Here is a 17,407-nt window from a genome sequence, read left to right on the forward strand (position 1 = left end):
CGGTGGCGAATCGGCCGGAATCCCGGCAAGCAATAGTCACCCTCGGTTGGCTCCACTCACCCAGAGCAAGGGCAACCCTTCAGGTGAACGGCTCTGCACCCCACGAACAGCTATGTCCGAACGAATGAACAGAGGGTGATCACTCGTTGACAATCCGCTCCCGGCTGTGGTCCGAACCAGCGGTGGCCGGCTGAGGCGCGACCTGCACAGAACCTTCACGAGTCGTCCGCCAATCCCGACCGGCCGGACTCCTAGGCTCAGGGCATGTCAGTCAGCGCAGGGGCCAGGATCCTCGTGGTCGAGGACGAGCCGGTGATCAACCAGGCGGTCACCGACCGGTTGCGCGGTTCGGGGTACGAGGTCGTCCAGGCCTGGGACGGGCCTGGCGCAGTCGCCCGGTTCGCGGAGACGGCGCCGGACCTGGTCCTGCTGGACGTGATGCTGCCCGGGTTCGACGGTCACGAGGTGTGCCGGCGGATCCAGGCCACCCGGCCGGTCCCGGTGTTGATGCTGACCGCGCGCGACGACGAGGCGGACATCCTGGTGGGTCTCGGTGTCGGCGCGGACGACTACCTCACCAAGCCGTTCCGGATGCGGGAGCTGGTGGCCCGCGTCGGCGCACTGCTCCGCCGGGTCGACCGCGCAGCGGAACTGGCCACCCGGTCGACGACCGACCTGGGCGACCTTCGGGTCGACGCGGCCTCCCGCCGGGTCTGGGTCGCGGACGCCGAAGTACACCTGACGCCGACCGAGTTCGATCTGCTGATCTGCCTGGCCGCGAGTCCCGGCGTAGTACTGACCAGGGAGAGCCTGTACTCCGAAGTGTGGGGCTGGCCGGGTGCCTCCGGGACCCGCACGGTCGACAGTCATGTGAAGGCCTTGCGCGCCAAGATCGGCGCCGACCGGGTCCGCACTGTGCACGGCGTCGGCTATGCGCTGGAGCCCGGCGGTGCAGCGTGAGCAGCCCGATCCTCAACCAGGTCACGTCGGTCAAGGTCAAGCTCGGGCTGCTCGTCGCGGTCAGTGTCACGGTCGCGTCGATCCTCGCGGCGACCGGCGCCGTCGGTAGCGTGCCGTTCTGGCTGACCGTTCCGGTGACGGTCGCGCTCGCCCTAGGCGTGACCCAGTTGCTGGCCGTCGGGATGACTTCGCCCCTGCGCGAGATGACCGCCGCGGCGCGAGGGATGGCCCGCGGCGACTACTCGGTCCGCGTCACTGCGACGTCGAGCGACGAGGTGGGAGAGCTGGCCCGAGCTTTCAACCGCATGTCCGAAGACCTCGCCGCCGTCGACCGCCAGCGCCGAGAGCTGGTGGCGAATGTGAGTCACGAGCTCCGTACGCCGCTCGCCGCCTTGTGCGCAGTACTCGAGAACCTCGTCGACGGCGTTGCCGAGCCGGATCCCGTTGCCCTCCGGACTGCGCTCGACCAGGCTGAGCGCCTCGCCGCCCTCGCCTCCGACCTGCTCGATCTCGCCCGGGTCGACGCGGGCAAGGCCAAGCTGTCCACCACCGAGGTGCCGATCCGCTCGTTGCTGGAGCGCGCTGTGGCCGAGGCGAAGGTGTCCGGCCGTGAGGTTCGGTACGAGGTCAGCGTCACGCCGTCGGCGCTCACGGTCCCGGCTGATCTCTCGCGACTTCACCAGTTGGTGGCCAACCTGCTCGACAACGCGTCCCGGCACAGTCCGGCCGGCGGGGTCGTGCGGCTGACCGCAGTGGAGACACCCGACGGCTGGCGGCTGGAGGTCACCGACGAAGGGCCGGGGATTCCTATCGCCGACCGGGATCGCGTCTTCGAGCGATTCGGGACGCTGGCCGAGACCGATGGCGGCGGAGGTACAGGTCTCGGCCTGGCGATCGCCCGTTGGGTGACCGACCTGCACGGCGGCACCATCCACTTCGTCGAGCCCGAGCCGCGCAGTTCCGGCGCCCGCGTACGGGTCGACCTCCCGCGCGAACCCAGACAGCAACACCACCTCCCCAGCAACAACCGGCCCAGCAACAACCTGCCCAGTAAGGCCAAGGAGTCAGCCATGACCCAACCGGTCAGTCCCGCACCGCCGTTACCGCCCGCACCCGCTGAGCCTCGCGTGCCCGAAACTCCGATGGACGCGCTGTTCGGCAAGTTCTGGCCCGACGCGCGCATTCCCGGGAACGTCCGGGCGGTCCTCTACAGCCTCGGCGTCGGCCTGCTGGGCGGCCTCATCCTGCCGTACCACGACCTCGGGATCGGGACGACGATCGTGTTGCTGGCCGCGGGTGGCGTGATCCTGCGCTTCAGCGCCAACCGGCACTCCCGCTTCACTCAGGCGTGCGCCGTGCTCTGCGGGCTGCTGGCGTTGACGACTGTCGTCCGCGACGCGGAGTGGATCGTGATCCTGTGCCTGCTGGCCGGCGGTGTGCTCTGCGTGGCCGGGCTGGTCAATGGCCGGAGCATGCCCGCGTTCATCTTGGCCGGTATCGCGTTGCCGCTGTCCGGATTGCGTGGGCTCCCCTGGCTGGGGCGTTCCCTGCAAGCCGTGACGAGCTTCAGGAAGAGCGCGGCGGCGGTTCGTACGGTCGTCTGGTCGCTGCTCGCCGTGGTCGTCTTCGGCCTGCTGTTCGCGTCCGCGGATGCGCTCTTCGCGAAGTGGGCGGGTGCGCTCGTCCCGGATCTGCAGCTGGATACCTTTGTTTTGCGGGCCTTCGTGGCCGTCTTCGTCGGTGGCGTAGTGCTGGCGGCGACGTATCTCGCGCTGAACCCGCCGAACGTCGAGACGGGCAATCGCACCGTCCGCCCGGTCGCCCGCCGCTACGAGTGGCTCGCGCCGGTACTGATCGTGGACGCCGTCTTCCTGGTCTTCCTGGTTGCCCAGGCGACCGCGAGCTTCGGCGGGCACGAGTACGTCGAGCGCATCACAGGGCTCACCTACGCGGAGTACGTGCACCAAGGCTTCGGTCAACTCACCGTCGCCACCGCCCTTACGTTGCTAGTGGTGTGGGCCGCAGCACGCAAAGCACCCCGTACTACGACCGCTGACGTGGTCTGGATGCGCAGCTCGCTCGGGCTGCTCTGCGTGCTGACACTGGTGGTCGTCGCCTCGGCCCTCTACCGGATGCATCTCTACCAAGAGGCCTACGGCTTCACCGAACTGCGTTTGCTGGTCGACGTTTTCGAGGGCTGGCTCGGTCTCCTGGTGGTCGGTGTGATCGTGACGGGCGTGACCCTCAAGGCGAGCTGGCTTCCCCGCGCGGCCCTGCTCAGCGGTGCCACCTTGTTGCTGGGGCTGGCAGCGATCAACCCGGACGCCTGGATCGCCCAGCAGAACATCGATCGCTACACCGCCACCGGCAAGATGGACTGGATGTTCCTGCACGGCCTGTCCGACGACGCCGCACCGACACTGGCCACGCTTCCGGAGAAGGAAGCGCACTGTGCCCTGCAGAGTCACAGCATCGATCGGCACGACTGGCTGGAGTGGAACTTCGGCCGCCACCGCGCCGAGCCCGTCCTGGCCGCCCAGCCCACGGGCACCGACAACCCCTGCGCCACCTTCAGTTCCAGGTGAGCTCGGTCTAGTAGGCGGCGACGACGTCGAGGACCCAGACCACGCCGAAACGGTCCTTCAGCATGCCGTAGAGGGAGGACCAGCCGGCTGGGGCGAGGTCCTCGACGATGTCGGCGCCTTCGGACAGGGCCTTCCAGTAGGTGGTGATCTCCTCGGCGCTCTCGCCGCGGATCGAGACATAGACCGGGTTGACGCCTTGGAGCAACGGGATGGTGGCGCCGGTCGACCACGCAGTACTGACGACGCTGGCGCTTGGTTGCCGGGACTCCGAGCGGGTCCGGTTCGGCTACCAGGCTGCCAACGGGACGCGATCGGAGCGGCTGGTCGAGCCGCTGCAACTCGTCCCGCTCGGCAGTCGCTGGTACCTGGTGGCTTATGACCTCGACCGGCATGACTGGCGGACCAACGGCGGTAACGGTGCTCATCTGGTCCTCAGTCGGGTCGTGTCGAGGAGGTCGAAGGCGCCGTCGGTGACGGCTGTCGCCGGGACCATGGCGAACGGCTGCGAGTCACCGAGCAACGGCGAGTGCAGTGGCACGAAGCCCTGATCCAGCAAGGCCACAGAGAAGTCGTCTGTCACGATGCCGCGGGCATCGATGACGCCGGTGGCGTGGGAGGGTGCGACCGACCTGCCACTCAACGGGCCGAAGGCAGCCCGCCCCGGACGCGGCCGCTGGACGAATCTGAGCGACCCCGGCACGAGGTTGTCCTGATACCCGTACTCCGCGTCCGCAGTGGACGTGCACAGATACTCGAGCGCAGCCGCCCACCCCGCCAGCAGCACTTCCTTTCGCGCAGCCCGCAGGTCGGACAGTACAGCCGGGCCGACGTCGTACAGCTCGGCGAAGACCCGTTGCGACCATCGCGGATCGGGCTCGCCCGGGACCGGCACCGAGAACACCAGCGACCGGAACAGCGGGACGAAGTTCTGTATCGGATCGACCGCCGCCGCCCGGTGCAGGGTGCTGATCGGGTCGTGGGTGACGTCCAGCCCGCCGAAGATACTGAGGTACGCCTCGCGGGTATCCGCCTTCAGTTTGGCATGCCCGCTCAGCACGTGCGGTTCGTAGTTGCGACGGGCCAGGTCGTCGATGTGCCCGAACCGGACGAAGTCGGCGCCGACGGCATCGGCGTACCGGCGGAGCGTTCGCAGGCCGTCGCCGAAGGGGGCGCCCGGATGGGAGCGGTAGTGTTCGCCGTCGTTGATCAGGTGGAAGTCCTGGACCCCCGGCGGATACACAGCGCGCAGCGTCGCGGCCAGCTCGACGATCCTGACGAGCATCGCGAGCTCGGCCAGATCGGGTAGCGGACCGGCAGCCTTCAGCCGGTTGCCGCAGTGTTTGACGGCGAACAAGAGCAGGTTCAGCCGTAGCGGTTCGCCCCGGGCGACCGTGGCTCCGAGGTCGCGCCGGACGTCGGCCGGCTGGTAGTTCGCCCGCGATCCGGCCCGGAACGGCCGCCGCTGGATCACCTCGTAGACCCGCTCGAGTGGATCTGTTGTTGCCCGGCGCACCTTTTCGGCGAGCGCGGCCGCGGACCGGTGCGCCGTGCTGACCAGCCGGTCGACCAACTCGTCGGTCTGCCTGGCCGACAGCCGGACGCCGCAGCGAGCGGCAAGCGGACCTGGCCGGAGATCACCCAGTCGCAGTGCCGACAGCGTCGTCTGGTGCGAGGTCGCCGGTTCGTCGCCCCAGTTGCGCGGAGCGTGGTCGAGGCTGTGACCGCGCAGTTCTCCGACGGTCTGAGCAGCTGATTCCTCACCGACCAGGCGGCCACCGAGATGGAAGAGCTCCGCCTCGAAACGGGCCCAGCCGGGTGGCCGCGCTCCGACGTACCGGACGACTGGAGCAGGAAGGTCCGCGCCTCGCCGCCGTGCCGCCTGCCGGCTTCTGACCAGCTCGGCGACCGCACGGACGGCTTGCTGGTCGGCGGCCGGTACGGAGTGGACGTATGGTGCCCAGCGCTCGTCCGCGCCGAGCAACTCGGCTGTCTCTGGCCGCAGGAACCGCAGCTCGGCGCGGATCAGTTCGGCGACCGCGGCCTCCCCGAACATCTCGGCCAGCAGGCCGACCGCTGTTGGTCCGCTGGTGGTCAGCTTGCTCGGCGAAGTGACCAGCACCCGGCCGGTGGGTCGCTGATCGTCATCGAGTTCGAAGTGGTTCAGCGGCGATCCGGCGTCGGCCAGCAGTAGGCCGTACTTGTCGAGGCCGGTCCGGAAGACCCGCAGCAGTGGGCGGACGAAGTACTCGAGCGGGTCGGCGCAGGCCACACCGGTGAGCTGGTCCAATGCGACTCCGCTGCTGCCCGGCGGAGCGGCGTACAGGCGGAGCATCGGGTCGGAGGCGAGTAGCTGTCCGAGGTCCATCCGTCAGTCCGTCGGCCGGCGGCCGATCAGGACCTGGGTCCAGATCGGTTCGACGAAGTGTCTGTCGGGGAGGGGCTCATCGGGCTGAGCCGCGAGCAGTGCCTCCCGCAGGTCGGCGCGGAAGTCGTCGAGGCGGTCGCCGAGCGCGGTCGGCGTGAGGTCGGGAACGGTCATCAGCAGGCCTATCAGTTCGTCGACTGTGTGACTGCGCTGCCAGTGCAGCTCGTAGCTGTCGATGCCGGCGAATGCGGATGCCGCTAGGACAGCCCGGCTCTCACCGCGCTGCAGTGTGTAGGTGCTCTGGCTGCTGGACGCGTCATCGCGCCAGCGTCGCCGGGACGGTACCCAGCGCTCTCGCGTCGCGTAGGCGGCCTCGGCCCAGACGGGCCGGTTGGGGGTGTCCGGCGCCAGTCCGCTCATGCTGCCGGTCACGATCACCACCGCGCCACCCGGATTGATCAGCTCGTCCAGAGCCGCCAGCGTCGCCGGCCGGTCCATCCAGTGGAAGGACGCCGCCATCAGCGCCAGGTCGAACGGACCGACCCCCAGCCCGGACAGAGTCTCCGAGCTGCCCTCCCGCCAGTCGATGCCGTCGGCACCCTTCTCGGCCGCCAGCGCGCGGCCGGCGGCAAGCATCTCGTGATCCGGGTCGACGGCGGTCACGGCGGCGACGTGCGCCGCCAGCCCGAACGTCGCCATCCCCGGCCCGCAGCCGAGATCGAGCGCGGTCTGCCGGCCGTCCAGACCGAGCCGGGTGGCCAGCTCGGTGAAGATCACGGCCGGATACTCGCTGCGGTACCGGACGTAGTACTCGGCCGCGCCGGCGAACAAACTCGGCAGATTGTTGCTCAAGGCATCGATCCTCACTGTCGTCTCCCTAGAGCGGCCACGCTAGCCGCCGGCGGCGGTCAACCGCCCGACCTTTCGAGCAGGATCGAAAACTTGGGTGCGGTGGCCTCTCGCCGACGTAATCTGCGGCCGGAGCAGTCCCGCGAGCCGAGGAGACAGATGCAGCCCGCCCGGATCACCATCGGCAGTCGGATCGCGCAACTCGCCGCCGAGCACCCGGACCGGACCGCCGTCGTCAGCGTGCCGCCCCGAGGCGAGCGCGCCGCACTGACGTGGGCCGAGCTGGAACGCGACACGAACCGGGCGGCCAACGGCCTGGCCGCGCTAGGGGTGACCGCCGACAGCACGGTCGCCATCGCGCTGCCGGCCGGGCTCGATCATGTGCGCGCGACGATCGGCGCCTGGAAGCTCGGCGCGCTGGTGATCCCGATCGACTCAGCCGCCTCCGCCCGCGAGCTGGACGCCTTCCGTGGTGCGATCGGTGACCACTTCCTGATCGACTCGCTCGACTGGTACGGCGACGACCCGCTTCCGCGCGAGGTCGTCGGCACCCCGCGCTCGGCGTCGCTCACCGGTGGCACGACCGGTCAGCCGCGGGTGATCCTCCGATCCAAGCCTTGGGTCTATGACGACGATCAGTTCCTGTCCGCGAGTGACCTCTCGCACGGTGTGCGGGAGGGGCAGGTGCAGTTGGTCGTGTTGCCGATGTATCACGCGGGCTTCGGTGCGCTCTACCAGGGATTCGCGCTCGGCCACCTGCTGGTGATCATGGAGCGCTTCGTTCCTTCGCTGTGGCCGAAGCTCGTGGCGGAGTACGGCGTGCAACACGTCCGGATCGTGCCGGCGTATCTGCGGATGCTGCTCGACGTGCCGGGCCTGGCCGATCACGACCTGTCGAGTATCGAGTCGCTCTACCACGGCGCCGGCCCGTGCCCGGAGCACGTCAAGCGGCGCTGGATCGGATTGCTCGGCCCGGAGCGGGTCTACGAGGATTACGGGAGCCAGGAACGGGTCGGTGCGGTGGCCATCCGGGGTGACGAGTGGCTCGCGCATCCAGGCAGTGTCGGCCGACCCGCCGACGGCGCGATCCGGCTCCTCGACGAATCCGGTGAGCCGGTCGGGCCGGGGGAGATCGGCGAGATCTACTTCCGTGGCGCGCGGCAGCCGCAGTACGTCGGGACGGGGGCGAAGCTCGCCGAGCGCGACGGCCACCTGTCCATCGGCGACCTGGGCCGGCTCGACGCCGATGGCTATCTGTACCTCGCCGACCGGCGGTCCAGCGTTCTCAACGTGGGTGGACAGAACATCTACCCCGCGGAGATCGAAGAGGTGTTGTCAGCACATCCGGGGGTTGCCGATGTCGCCGTCACCGGGGTGCCGCACGAGTATCTCGGCCAGAGCGTGCACGCGCTCGTCGTCCCGGCCGCTCCGATCGAGGTGAGCGAGCTGGAGGACTTCTGCCGGGCCAACCTGAGCGCGGGCAAGGTACCGCTGTCGTTCGCGCTGGTCGACGAGTTGCCTCGCCGGACCAGTGGAAAACTCCGCCGCGACCAGTTGACGGGACCGATCCGATGAACACTCCGGCCGTACACGACATCGACCTGGCCGCGTCGGCTTTCTGGCGGCTGCCCGAGGCGGAGCGCGACGCTGCGTTCGCCGTACTGCGCTCGGAGGCGGCGCCACGGTTCTACCCAGGTGACAGCGAGGCCAAGTGGGGGCTGCCGAGCGGGCAGGGGTTCCACGCGCTCGTCACGCATGCGGATGTCGGCGAAGCGACCCGGCGACCCGACGACTTCCGGTCCGGGCAGGGAGCAGTCAGCGTGATGGACCTGCCGGTGGAGTTCAACGAGGGGTTCAGCTCGCTCCTCAGCATGGACGGCGAACGGCATCGGCGGGTCCGCCGGATCGTCACCCGCGCGTTCGCGCCGCGCACGCTGGCCAAGCTGTCCGGCACGATCGACCAGGTCGCCGCGGAGCTGGTGACGGCGGCGGTGCGAGAAGGCGAAGGGGATTTCGTCGCCCAGGTCGCGGCGCCGCTGCCGTTGCGGATCATCTGCGCGATGACCGGCGTACCACCGTCGGAGTACGAGTTCGTCTTCAGCCGGTCGAGCCGGATCCTGGGCGCGTTCGACCCGGAGTACGCCGCCGGGCACCCGGATCTCGCGACGAACGTGCTCAGCGCCGGGGCTGACCTGATCGAGCTGATCGACGCCCTGGTCAAGGAACGGGAGACCGATCCGCGCGACGATCTGGCCAGCACGCTGATCCAGGCCGAGATCGACGGCGAACGGCTGACCCGGGCCGAGGTGGCGTCGTTCTTCATCCTCCTGCTGGTCGCCGGCAACGAGACGACCAGGCACGCGATCAGCAACGGCCTCCTGCTGTTGCAGGACAACCCGGACCAGCGCGACGTGTTGCTCGCCGACTACGACCGGTACGGCGGGACCGCGGCCGAGGAGATCGTCCGGCTCACCTCACCGACGGTCTGGATGCGCCGAACGGTCAGCCGCGACTGCGAACTCAACGGAAACCGGTACGCCGAGGGCGACCGGATGCTGCTCTTCTACTGGTCGGCCAACCGGGACGAGTCGGTGTTCGCCGATCCCACCCGGTTCGACGTGACCCGCGATCCCAACCCGCACGTCGGTTACGGCGCCGGCGGACCACACCATTGTCTCGGCGCGTTCCTGGCCCGGATCGAGCTGGTCGCCGTCTTCCGCGAGTTGCTGCGGCAGGCTCCCGGACTCCAGCTGACCGGTGAACGGGCGCGGCTGGAGTCGAGTTTCGTCAACGGCTACAAGCGCATCGGCTATCGGGTCTGACCAGGTTCGGAGGCGCTCACCAGTTCGGCGAACTCCGCCGTACTGGGATCCTCGAACAGCTCATAGACCTCCAGCCGGACGCCGAACTCGGCCTCCACCCTGGCCAGGATCCGGAAGGCGGCCAGGGAGTTCCCGCCGGCCTCGAAGAAGGTCGTCGCCGGTTCGCACTCGACGCCGAGCACCTCCGACCAGATCCGTCGTACCTGGTCCTGGTCGGTCATCGAGCGGCTCCGTTCGGGGTGAGGAGTGAGCGGGCGTAGCTGCCGACGAGCCGGTCGAGCACGTCGTCGGGGACGGTCGGCGGCTCGTCGATGCCCAGCGCGGGCAGGTTGTCGCGGCGGAACTTGAGTGATCGCGAGATGTACTTGCCGGTGTAGGTCATCCGCGCTTCCAGTACGCGTTCGAGCTGGTTCAGTGGAGCGGTCGCCACCTCGTCCTGCGGGGCGATCCGCAAGTCGACGGGAAGGTGCGCGCTGATCAGCTCGGCCACCTTCGCAGCGGTCACGGAGACGCTGTCGACGAGGTGGATGACCGGGGGATCGAGGTGGCCGAGATCGCGCGTCGCGATCTCGGTCATCCAGCGCACACAGGCATCCACCGGCACCAGATGCAGCTCGGCCGCGGGATCACCGATCACCCGGAGCAGTTCGTTCGGGCGCCGGCGAGTGATCGTGTGGATCGCGCGGATGTAGTCGTAGAGGCCGTAGTCGGTGGCCGCGCGGCCGGTGCGCGAGTCGCCGACGATCTGGCCGAGTCGCAATACGGCGCCGGGGGTATCGGCGTACAGCAGCTCTGCTTCGCGTTTGGTGTACTCGTAGTAGTTCCGGAACTCCTGCGGCTCAGCGGCCTGGTGCCAGACCTCTGGTACTTCGTCGGTGACGAGCCCGCAACTGTAGGCGGAGCTGACCTGGAAGAACCGCGAGCCGGTCGGGGCGTACTTGTGAAAGACCTCCAGCGCGGTCCGGGTGCCGTCGACGTTGACCCGCTGCAGCTCCTCGTGGTTGCCCGGGCGGAAGGTGATGGCCGCGGCGAGGTGCCAGTAGTCGCAGGGGTCGGCGAACAACTCCTCCACCTCCGCCTGCGTCAGCCCCAGGTCTGGTTCGTCCAGCGACCAGTTCAGCACCCGGAGACCGGTCAGGTCGAGGTCACCATCGGCGATCGCCGCGCCGGAGATCTGGTTGCGGACGGCATCGACAGGCTGCCTGGCCAACGCGACGACTTGGTTGCCATTAGCAAGGAGTCGGTGGATCAGGTTGGCGCCGACGAATCCGGTGCTCCCGTCGACGATCTGCAGGCGTACTGGTGTGCTCATCCGCTGTACCGCTGCCACAGCTCGCGGCGTCGCGTTTTGCCGCTCGACGTGCGCAGGACGAGACCGCGGGGGCCGGTCTCGATCCGTACGTCCGCTCCGCCCGTCTCCCGGGTCAGCACCGCCTCGGCTGCCGCTCGTTGCCCGTCGGTCAGGGTCTGCTCACACACCAGTACGGCGGTCTCGCGCCCGGCCGCGATGCCGAGCGCGATCGCGATTCGCCCGGCCGGCAAGCCGGTCTCGGTGGCCAGGCGGGCCTCGAGTTCCTCGGCGAACAGGTGCCGCCCTCGGACCTTCAGGCTGTCACCGGTCCGGCCGACGACGACCAGCTGTCCGGCGTACAGGAAGCCTGCATCGCCTGTCCTCAGCTGGGTTCCCGTCAGGCGAGTTGCCGAGGTCGAGCCGCCGAGGTGGGCCATTGTGCTCACCGATGGGCCGGACACGGCCACCTCGCCGAAATGCCCGGGTGGTAGCGGCTGTCCTTCGTCATCCAGTACTTCGAGCAGCAAGGCGGGATGTGGTTGGCCGCAGCAGGTCACCCAGCCCGGACCGGCGGGGACGGCGCCCAGTGGGCCCTGGTCGAGCACTGAAACGGGTTGACCGGGCACCATCGTGGACCAGTCGGGGCGGACCGCCAGCGGAGTCTCGCCGTGGGTGCCGGTGACGGCCAAGGTCGCTTCGGCCAGGCCATAGGCGGGGCGGAAGGTGCCGGGCTGGAAACCGTGCGGTTCGAGCAGGGTGGCGAATCTCTGCAGGACGAAGGGATCCACTCGCTCGGCGCCGACGATGGCGACTCGCCAGTTCGAGAAGTCGAGGCCCGCCAGGGCTTCCGGCTTGATCCGGCTGAGGCTGTAGGCGAAGCCGAAGGTGGGGGAGACGGCGACTGAAGCGCCGTCCGCGCCCAGGCAGCGCAACCAGCGCAAGGGATCGCGGATGAACTGGTCGGGGCGCATCGTGCGCAACGGGCTCTGGTTGACGATCGGGGTGAGCAGGCAGCCGATCAGGCCCATGTCGTGATGCAGGGGAAGCCACGTGACGGTCAGCTCGTCGCGGCCGAGGGCCAGCCAGCGGCGGATCATGCCGATGTTCGCGCCGAGGTTCGCCACCGTCAGCCGGATGCCGCGGGGGCGTCCGGAGGAGCCGGAGGTGAACTGCAGCAGCGCGACCGCTGCCGGGTCGGGGTTCGTGATGGCTCCGTCGGTCGCATCAGATGCTGGGTCTACCTTGAGGAGTGGTTGGGAGACTTGGCAGGTGAGGGCTGCTTTGGCGACGGCGGCAGTCAGGTGCTCGGCGATGCCCGCGTCGGCGATGACCAAGCGTGGGTCGGCTAGGGCGAGGAGATGGGCGGCGTGATCGACGTAGTTGTCGAGTGAGCCGAGCGCCAGTGGGGGAGCGAGTGGTGACGGTACGCCGCCGGCCGCGAGCACACCGAAGAAGGCAGCGACGAAATCGTCGACGCGGGCCAGCGTCAGCGACACCACGTCACCGGGCTCGACGCCTTGGTCACGAAGCCAGGCTGCGGTGCCCAGTGCGGCGGCCGCGAGTTCGGCGTACGACGAGGAGATCCACTCGCCGTTGTCGTCGAGCCAGGAGATACCGGCATCCGTCCGCGGCGAACCGAGCCATCCGAGCAGCGCACCGGAATCACTCAACTCAATGCCCGTTTCAGGGCCGGTTTCAGGCCTGATCCGACTGGTGACGAAAGTGGTGAGGTCGGCGACCGAGCTGAGGCCGATCAGTTCGGCGTCGTCGAAGGGCTCGAGGCCGAACTCGACCTGCAGGCTGACGAGCAGCTCCATCAGGTGGAGTGAGTCGAAGCCGAGGTCCTCCACCAGCCGCGCCGGGCCGGCCGGGGTGGCCGTCCCGACGGGTGCGTGGTCAAGGACGAGCTCGGCGACGCGGGCCGCGATGGGCATGCGATCTCCTTTTCGGTCCGGGGGTCGCGAGACTACGGACCGGAGAGGTTCATCCGGGGACCTGTTCGTCCTGGTCGAACTGTCTTGACAGGGCCGCCGGTTTTTGGTTTCGTCCGGCCCTGACACCGATTCGGGAGGGTTCGTGACGCGGGTACCACTGGCGTTCCCGCAGCACCTGCTGCGCTTCTTCGACGTGTTGCATCCGGGCCAGGCCACCGGCCCGGCGTTCGTGATCAGCGCGGCGTACCGGGTGACCGGTCCCGTTGACGAGGAGTCACTGCGGCTGGCGGTCACCGAGCTGACCGGCCGGCACGACGCATTGCGCGCCACCCTGCACGGCGGCGACGGAATGCCCTGGCAGGAGATCCATGAACCTGGTGCCGGCCGGTTCGAGGTGATCGACCTCACGGGCGGGGATCCCGATGAGCTGCTGGACGGCCTGGACGCCCGCGACCATCCGGGTAACCGTTCGCCGCTGCTCTGGGTCTACTACGCGAAGCTGGCGCCGGCGGACGGCGTACTGGCGCTGGTCGCGCACCACTCGGCGGCCGACGCGTGGTCGATGGATCTGCTCGTCCGCGATCTCGCCACTTGCTACGCCGCCCGCATCGACGGCGCACCGGCGCCACCTGTTGCCGCTAGCACCTATGCGGACTTCGCCGTCGACGACCAGGCTCGGCGCGACAGTCCGCGGTCGGCGCAGGCGCTCGACTATTGGGCGGCCAAGCTGGCCGACGTGGACGGTACCTCGTTGCCGTCCGATCGGCCCAGGGAGCTGAAGGACGACGGGATCCGGGCGCAGCTCCGGTTCGGCATCGACTCGACGCTCGCCGGCCGACTCGCGGCGGCTGCGCGTCAGGCGAGGTGCTCGCCGTTCATGATCCACCTGACGGCGTACCTGCTGACCCTGCGCGAGCTGACCGGTGCCACCGACCTCACCGTGCCGACGCTGACCTCCGGCCGTGGCCGGCCGGAGCTGGACGAGACGGTCGGCTTCTTCCTGAACGCGCTGCTGCTGCGGACGGATCTCAGCGGCGTGAAGTCACTCGGCGACGCACTGGCCCAGGTCCGCAAGACGTGTTTAGATGCCTACCGCAACGAACTCCCCATCCTGCGGCTGCTGGAGGAGGTCCCGGACGCCGGCCTGCTGCTGGCCGACGACTCCTTCGTGCTGATGCCGTTCCAGCACATCCCGCTGGGACGGCGGCAGCCCCGCCCGTTCGGTCCGGCGGCGACGTACGTCTCGTTCGACCGCCGGCCAGGCTCCCGGCCTCATGGCGTCGCTGTTCCACTGGACGGACTGTGGACCATCGACGAGCGCCCGGGTGGCCTGCTCACCGGCAAGATCTCCTATGCTCCGGCGCTGTTCGACGCGGCGACGCTGGCGGCTCATGCGGACACCTACCTGCGGCAGTTGGACGCGATCGCGGCCGGCTGAGGGCTGACCGGATTGCTCAGTTTTTGCCGTGATTCAGGGGTTCCGGGCAGGGATCGGCTGACCTAGACTCCGAGCCTCCGACTCGGATACAGGGAGGGGGCGTCATGCGCTGCATCGAGCCGCCAGACGAGAGCTGACCGTCGTACGACCCTGAAGTGTGGCGCTGCGCCCGGCGGTTCCGGCCCCGGGCGCAGTCGTCGAGGCACCCGGTATCGCTACCGGTCGACCGTGCGAGGACCGATGCCTGCCGTATCCGTTGACAGCCAGCAGCTCGATCAGAACATCAAGCGCTTTCATCAGCAGGTGGCGGCTGCTGGTTGCACGACCAGAGCGCACCTGAAGGCACATCGCACCATCGAACTGGCAGTGCGGCAGGTTGCGGCCGGTGCGGTGGGTGTTGCCGTGCACTCCGCGCAGGCCGCTCTCGACCTCGCCGCAGCCGGCGTGACCGACGTCGTGGTGGCATGGCCCTGGCAGGAGCCGTGGCGCTGGCCGCTGTATGTCAAGGCGGCCCACGAGCTCAAGCATTTCGCCGTCCACGTGGACACCGCGGAAACGATCACCGGCCTGGGGCGAGTGGCGGCCGCGGACGCCGTACAGATCGGTATCCGGATCGACCTGCGGCATACCCCGGCGGCCGACCTGCTTCTACTGGCCCGCTTGGCCGATGCCACCGCTGGCGTGCACCTCGAAGGGCTGACCGGATACCGGGGTCCGGAGACCCCTCAGGACATCGTCGACTTCTCCCTGCTCGGGCAGAGTCATGCCGAACACCTGGTCGAGGTTGCGGAGTCGATCCGGGCCGAGGGCATCGACTGTCCCGTGGTGAGTGCGGGTGGTACTCCGACCGCTGCGGGCGCGCTCCGCGTCGCCGGCGTCACCGAGATCGTCGCGGGAGCGTACGCGACCCTGGACGCCGGACTTGCCACCGCGGGCGCCTGCGACCTGACAGAGGTCGCCATCAGCGTCGCGAACGATCGCGCGGATCTACTGACCGATTGCGGCCAGCCCTGGGCTCCCGAGTCGGTGTCGGTTCCGGTGAACGGCCGGCTGGTGCCCGGCCACGTCTGCCCCTTGGCGAAGAACCTGATGCGCGGCAAAGTCGAGATCACCGTGCTGGATGGTGGTGTGCCGGTCGATCGCTGGCTGCCGCGCGGCCGTCCTGATCGCGAGTAGCCAGTGCCGACCCGGTTCTGGCTCTTCCTCTGCGCGCGAACGGTTTCAGTGCTCGGCAACTCTTTCGGGCCGATCGCTTTGGCGTTCGGAGTTCTCTCACTGCCCGGTACGACGCCCGCGACGCTTGGCGTAGTACTGGCTGCTCAAGGCGTTCCCCAGTTGGCGCTGCTACTGCTGGGCGGGGTGATCGGCGACCGGTTCCCCAGGTACCGGGTGCTCGTGATGGCCGAACTCGTGTCGGGTGTCGCGTACGCCGGTCTGGCGGCGATGTTGCTGACCGGGCGAGCACCGATCGCCGGGTTGTGCGCGGCTGCATTTGTCGCCGGAGCAGCCTCGGCCCTGCTGCTGCCTTCCCTCACCGGAACCGTGGCCGACCTGGTGCCCGCCGACTCGCTGCAAAGCGCCAACGGACGACTCCGGTTGGGCACAAACTCCGCCCGCATCGCCGGCGTGGTCGCCGCGGGGGCAACCGTCGCCTGGCTCGGGCCGGGGGTGGCGCTCGCGGTCGACGCTGCAACGTACTTTGTCGCGGCAGTGCTGCTGAGCGCGCTTCGGTTACCTGGTACGGTCCGCGCCGGCCGCCGGGACCTGGTGGGCGACCTGCGGGTGGGCTGGCGCGAATTCGCGAGTCGGTCCTGGTTGTGGACCACGGTGGCGGCGGCCGGTCTGATCAACGCGGCGTCTACGGCTGCTTTCGGCGTCCTCGGTCCAGCGCTGGCCAAGGACCGGCTCGGTGGTGCGTTGGCGTGGTCGCTGGTACTGGCGGGCTATGCGATCGGCATGCTGGCCGGTGTCGTCGTGGCGATCAGGTTCAAGCCGGCGCGGCCGCTGCCGACGGCACTCCTCTTCGCGCCGCTACTGTCGCTGCCGCTGCTGGCTCTCGGGTTCCGCGCGCCGTTGCCACTCATCGTCGTCGCAGCCGTCTGCGCCGGCGTCGCCACGGATGTCTTCGGCGTTCTGTGGGACACCATCATGCAGACCGAGGTCCCCGCCGACGCGTTGTCGCGGGTCAGCTCGTACGAGTATCTGTTCGCGCTGTCGCTGAAACCCGTCGCCGCGGTGGTCGCCGGGCTGGTGGCCACCGGCCTCGGTCCGGCCGCCGGGCTGCTCCTCTTCGGCAGCCTGATCGTCGTGGCCGCGGCGGGTGCGCTCACCAATCCGGCGGTCCGCCGCCACCTACCCCGACAAGACCTTGGAGTCCGCCCATGAGCGAGGGATACGTCGAAGGATTCGCCCAGGCCTACGACCAGTTCTGGCGCCCCTACCCGACCAAGTCGGCGCAGTCGCTGCTGAAACTGCTGGAGAGCTCAGCGCCGGACGCCCGCCGGGTCCTGGACATCGGCTGCGGCACCGGAATCGTGGCCGAGCAGTTCCAGCAAGCCGGCTTCGAGGTGACCGGGCTGGACAAGTCGCCGGCCATGCTCGCCCTGGCCAGGGCGCGTCTCGGCGAGGCGCCGGTGCTGATCGAGGGGGACGCGGCGGACTTCACCGTCGACGAGCAGTTCCCCGTCGCGGTGTCGACGTACGACATCCCGAACCACCTCGCGGACCTGGACCAGATCGCGGCCTATCTCCAGTGTGTGTACGCCGCCGTCGAACCGGGTGGGCTTTTCGCGTTCGACCTCGCCACCGTCGCGGGACTGCGTGGGATGAACACGGTCCAGATCCGCGACACCGAAGAGGCCATGCTGCTGTTCCGCGGTGCGTTGAACGAGAGCGCGGGTGTCGGCTTCTATCGCATCTCCGGAGTCGTCCGCGCCGAGGACGGCCGCTACGACCGGTTCGAGACCACAATGACCAACATCGTCGTACCGATCGACCACTTGCTGAAGCTGCTGGCCGACGCCGGTTGGGCCGACAGTTACCTGGCCGCCCAGGACGACCTGCTCACCCCGCTCGCGGAGGTGCCCGACACCTTGCGGCACGTATTTGTCATCTCTCGCAAGCCCTAGAGTCCCAGTGAGTGGAACTCCAAGCTGTCGGGGAT

The 17,407-nt window shown here is 69.0% G+C and carries 14 protein-coding genes and 1 pseudogene; 9 read left to right on the forward strand and 6 right to left on the reverse strand.

Features of this window, described 5'->3' with window-relative positions:
• Positions 1–264 precede the first annotated feature (264 nt).
• Both G3I17_RS02340 and G3I17_RS02345 read left to right on the forward strand, forming a co-directional pair.
• Positions 265–960 (forward strand): response regulator transcription factor, encoded by a 696-nt coding sequence (locus G3I17_RS02340; protein ID WP_164593436.1) that lies wholly within the window; start codon positions 265–267, stop codon positions 958–960.
• Positions 957–3,545 (forward strand): DUF4153 domain-containing protein, encoded by a 2,589-nt coding sequence (locus G3I17_RS02345; RefSeq protein ID WP_164593438.1) that lies wholly within the window; start codon positions 957–959, stop codon positions 3,543–3,545. Before G3I17_RS02340 ends, G3I17_RS02345 begins: the two co-directional genes overlap by 4 nt.
• Before the next feature lie 7 nt (positions 3,546–3,552).
• Here G3I17_RS02345 and G3I17_RS02350 read toward each other — a convergent pair whose 3' ends face one another.
• The gene (locus G3I17_RS02350; RefSeq protein WP_203589615.1) at positions 3,553–3,750 is read right to left on the reverse strand and encodes a VOC family protein; all 198 of its coding nucleotides are present in this window, start codon (positions 3,748–3,750) and stop codon (positions 3,553–3,555) included.
• A 10-nt stretch (positions 3,751–3,760) separates the two neighbouring features.
• On the opposite strand from G3I17_RS02350, the pseudogene G3I17_RS40340 reads away from it, so the two are divergent.
• Positions 3,761–3,949: pseudogene (locus G3I17_RS40340) on the forward strand (WYL domain-containing protein); the annotation flags it as partial.
• Positions 3,950–3,966: 17 nt separating this feature from the next.
• Here G3I17_RS40340 and G3I17_RS40345 read toward each other — a convergent pair.
• Positions 3,967–5,910, reverse strand: coding sequence for an isocyanide synthase family protein (locus G3I17_RS40345; protein ID WP_239062089.1), 1,944 nt, complete (start codon positions 5,908–5,910; stop codon positions 3,967–3,969).
• Positions 5,911–5,913: 3 nt separating this feature from the next.
• On the reverse strand, positions 5,914–6,777 hold the full coding sequence (locus tag G3I17_RS02360) for a class I SAM-dependent methyltransferase (RefSeq protein WP_203589616.1): 864 nt from the start codon (positions 6,775–6,777) through the stop codon (positions 5,914–5,916).
• Positions 6,778–6,918: 141 nt separating this feature from the next.
• Between G3I17_RS02360 and G3I17_RS02365 the strand changes: the two genes are divergently transcribed.
• Together G3I17_RS02365 and G3I17_RS02370 are read left to right on the forward strand one after the other, a co-directional pair.
• Positions 6,919–8,334 (forward strand): AMP-binding protein, encoded by a 1,416-nt coding sequence (locus G3I17_RS02365; RefSeq protein ID WP_164593444.1) that lies wholly within the window; start codon positions 6,919–6,921, stop codon positions 8,332–8,334.
• Complete coding sequence (locus G3I17_RS02370) at positions 8,331–9,581, forward strand: cytochrome P450 (protein ID WP_164593446.1); 1,251 nt, start codon at positions 8,331–8,333, stop codon at positions 9,579–9,581. The genes G3I17_RS02365 and G3I17_RS02370 overlap by 4 nt, the downstream gene beginning before the upstream one ends.
• Here the strand turns inward: G3I17_RS02370 and G3I17_RS02375 are convergent.
• From G3I17_RS02375 to G3I17_RS02385, 3 genes are read right to left on the reverse strand one after another with little or no spacing between them, the layout of a single operon-like run.
• Positions 9,569–9,802, reverse strand: coding sequence for an acyl carrier protein (locus tag G3I17_RS02375; RefSeq protein WP_164593448.1), 234 nt, complete (start codon positions 9,800–9,802; stop codon positions 9,569–9,571). The two genes, G3I17_RS02370 and G3I17_RS02375, sit on opposite strands and share 13 nt — an antisense overlap.
• Positions 9,799–10,893 (reverse strand): SDR family oxidoreductase, encoded by a 1,095-nt coding sequence (locus G3I17_RS02380; protein ID WP_164593450.1) that lies wholly within the window; start codon positions 10,891–10,893, stop codon positions 9,799–9,801. Before G3I17_RS02380 ends, G3I17_RS02375 begins: the two co-directional genes overlap by 4 nt.
• The gene (locus G3I17_RS02385; RefSeq protein ID WP_164593452.1) at positions 10,890–12,806 is read right to left on the reverse strand and encodes an AMP-binding protein; all 1,917 of its coding nucleotides are present in this window, start codon (positions 12,804–12,806) and stop codon (positions 10,890–10,892) included. The genes G3I17_RS02380 and G3I17_RS02385 overlap by 4 nt, the downstream gene beginning before the upstream one ends.
• Positions 12,807–12,948: 142 nt before the next feature.
• Here G3I17_RS02385 and G3I17_RS02390 point away from each other — a divergent pair, with 142 nt between their 5' ends.
• The 4 genes from G3I17_RS02390 (at position 12,949) to G3I17_RS02405 (ending at position 17,372) form a co-directional block, all read left to right on the forward strand.
• Entirely contained in the window at positions 12,949–14,244 is a 1,296-nt protein-coding gene (locus tag G3I17_RS02390; RefSeq protein WP_164593454.1) for a condensation domain-containing protein, read from the forward strand.
• Positions 14,245–14,484: 240 nt separating this feature from the next.
• A complete protein-coding gene (locus G3I17_RS02395) occupies positions 14,485–15,420 on the forward strand; it encodes an alanine racemase (RefSeq protein WP_164593456.1) in 936 nt (311 codons plus the stop codon).
• 3 nt (positions 15,421–15,423) lie between these two features.
• Positions 15,424–16,629, forward strand: a complete 1,206-nt coding sequence (locus G3I17_RS02400) for an MFS transporter (RefSeq protein WP_164593458.1) — start codon at positions 15,424–15,426, stop codon at positions 16,627–16,629.
• A complete protein-coding gene (locus tag G3I17_RS02405) occupies positions 16,626–17,372 on the forward strand; it encodes a class I SAM-dependent methyltransferase (protein WP_164593460.1) in 747 nt (248 codons plus the stop codon). The genes G3I17_RS02400 and G3I17_RS02405 overlap by 4 nt, the downstream gene beginning before the upstream one ends.
• Positions 17,373–17,407 lie beyond the last annotated feature (35 nt).

The sequence above is a fragment of the Streptomyces sp. SID13031 genome (assembly GCF_010548305.1).
GTDB lineage: Bacteria > Actinomycetota > Actinomycetes > Propionibacteriales > Kribbellaceae > Kribbella.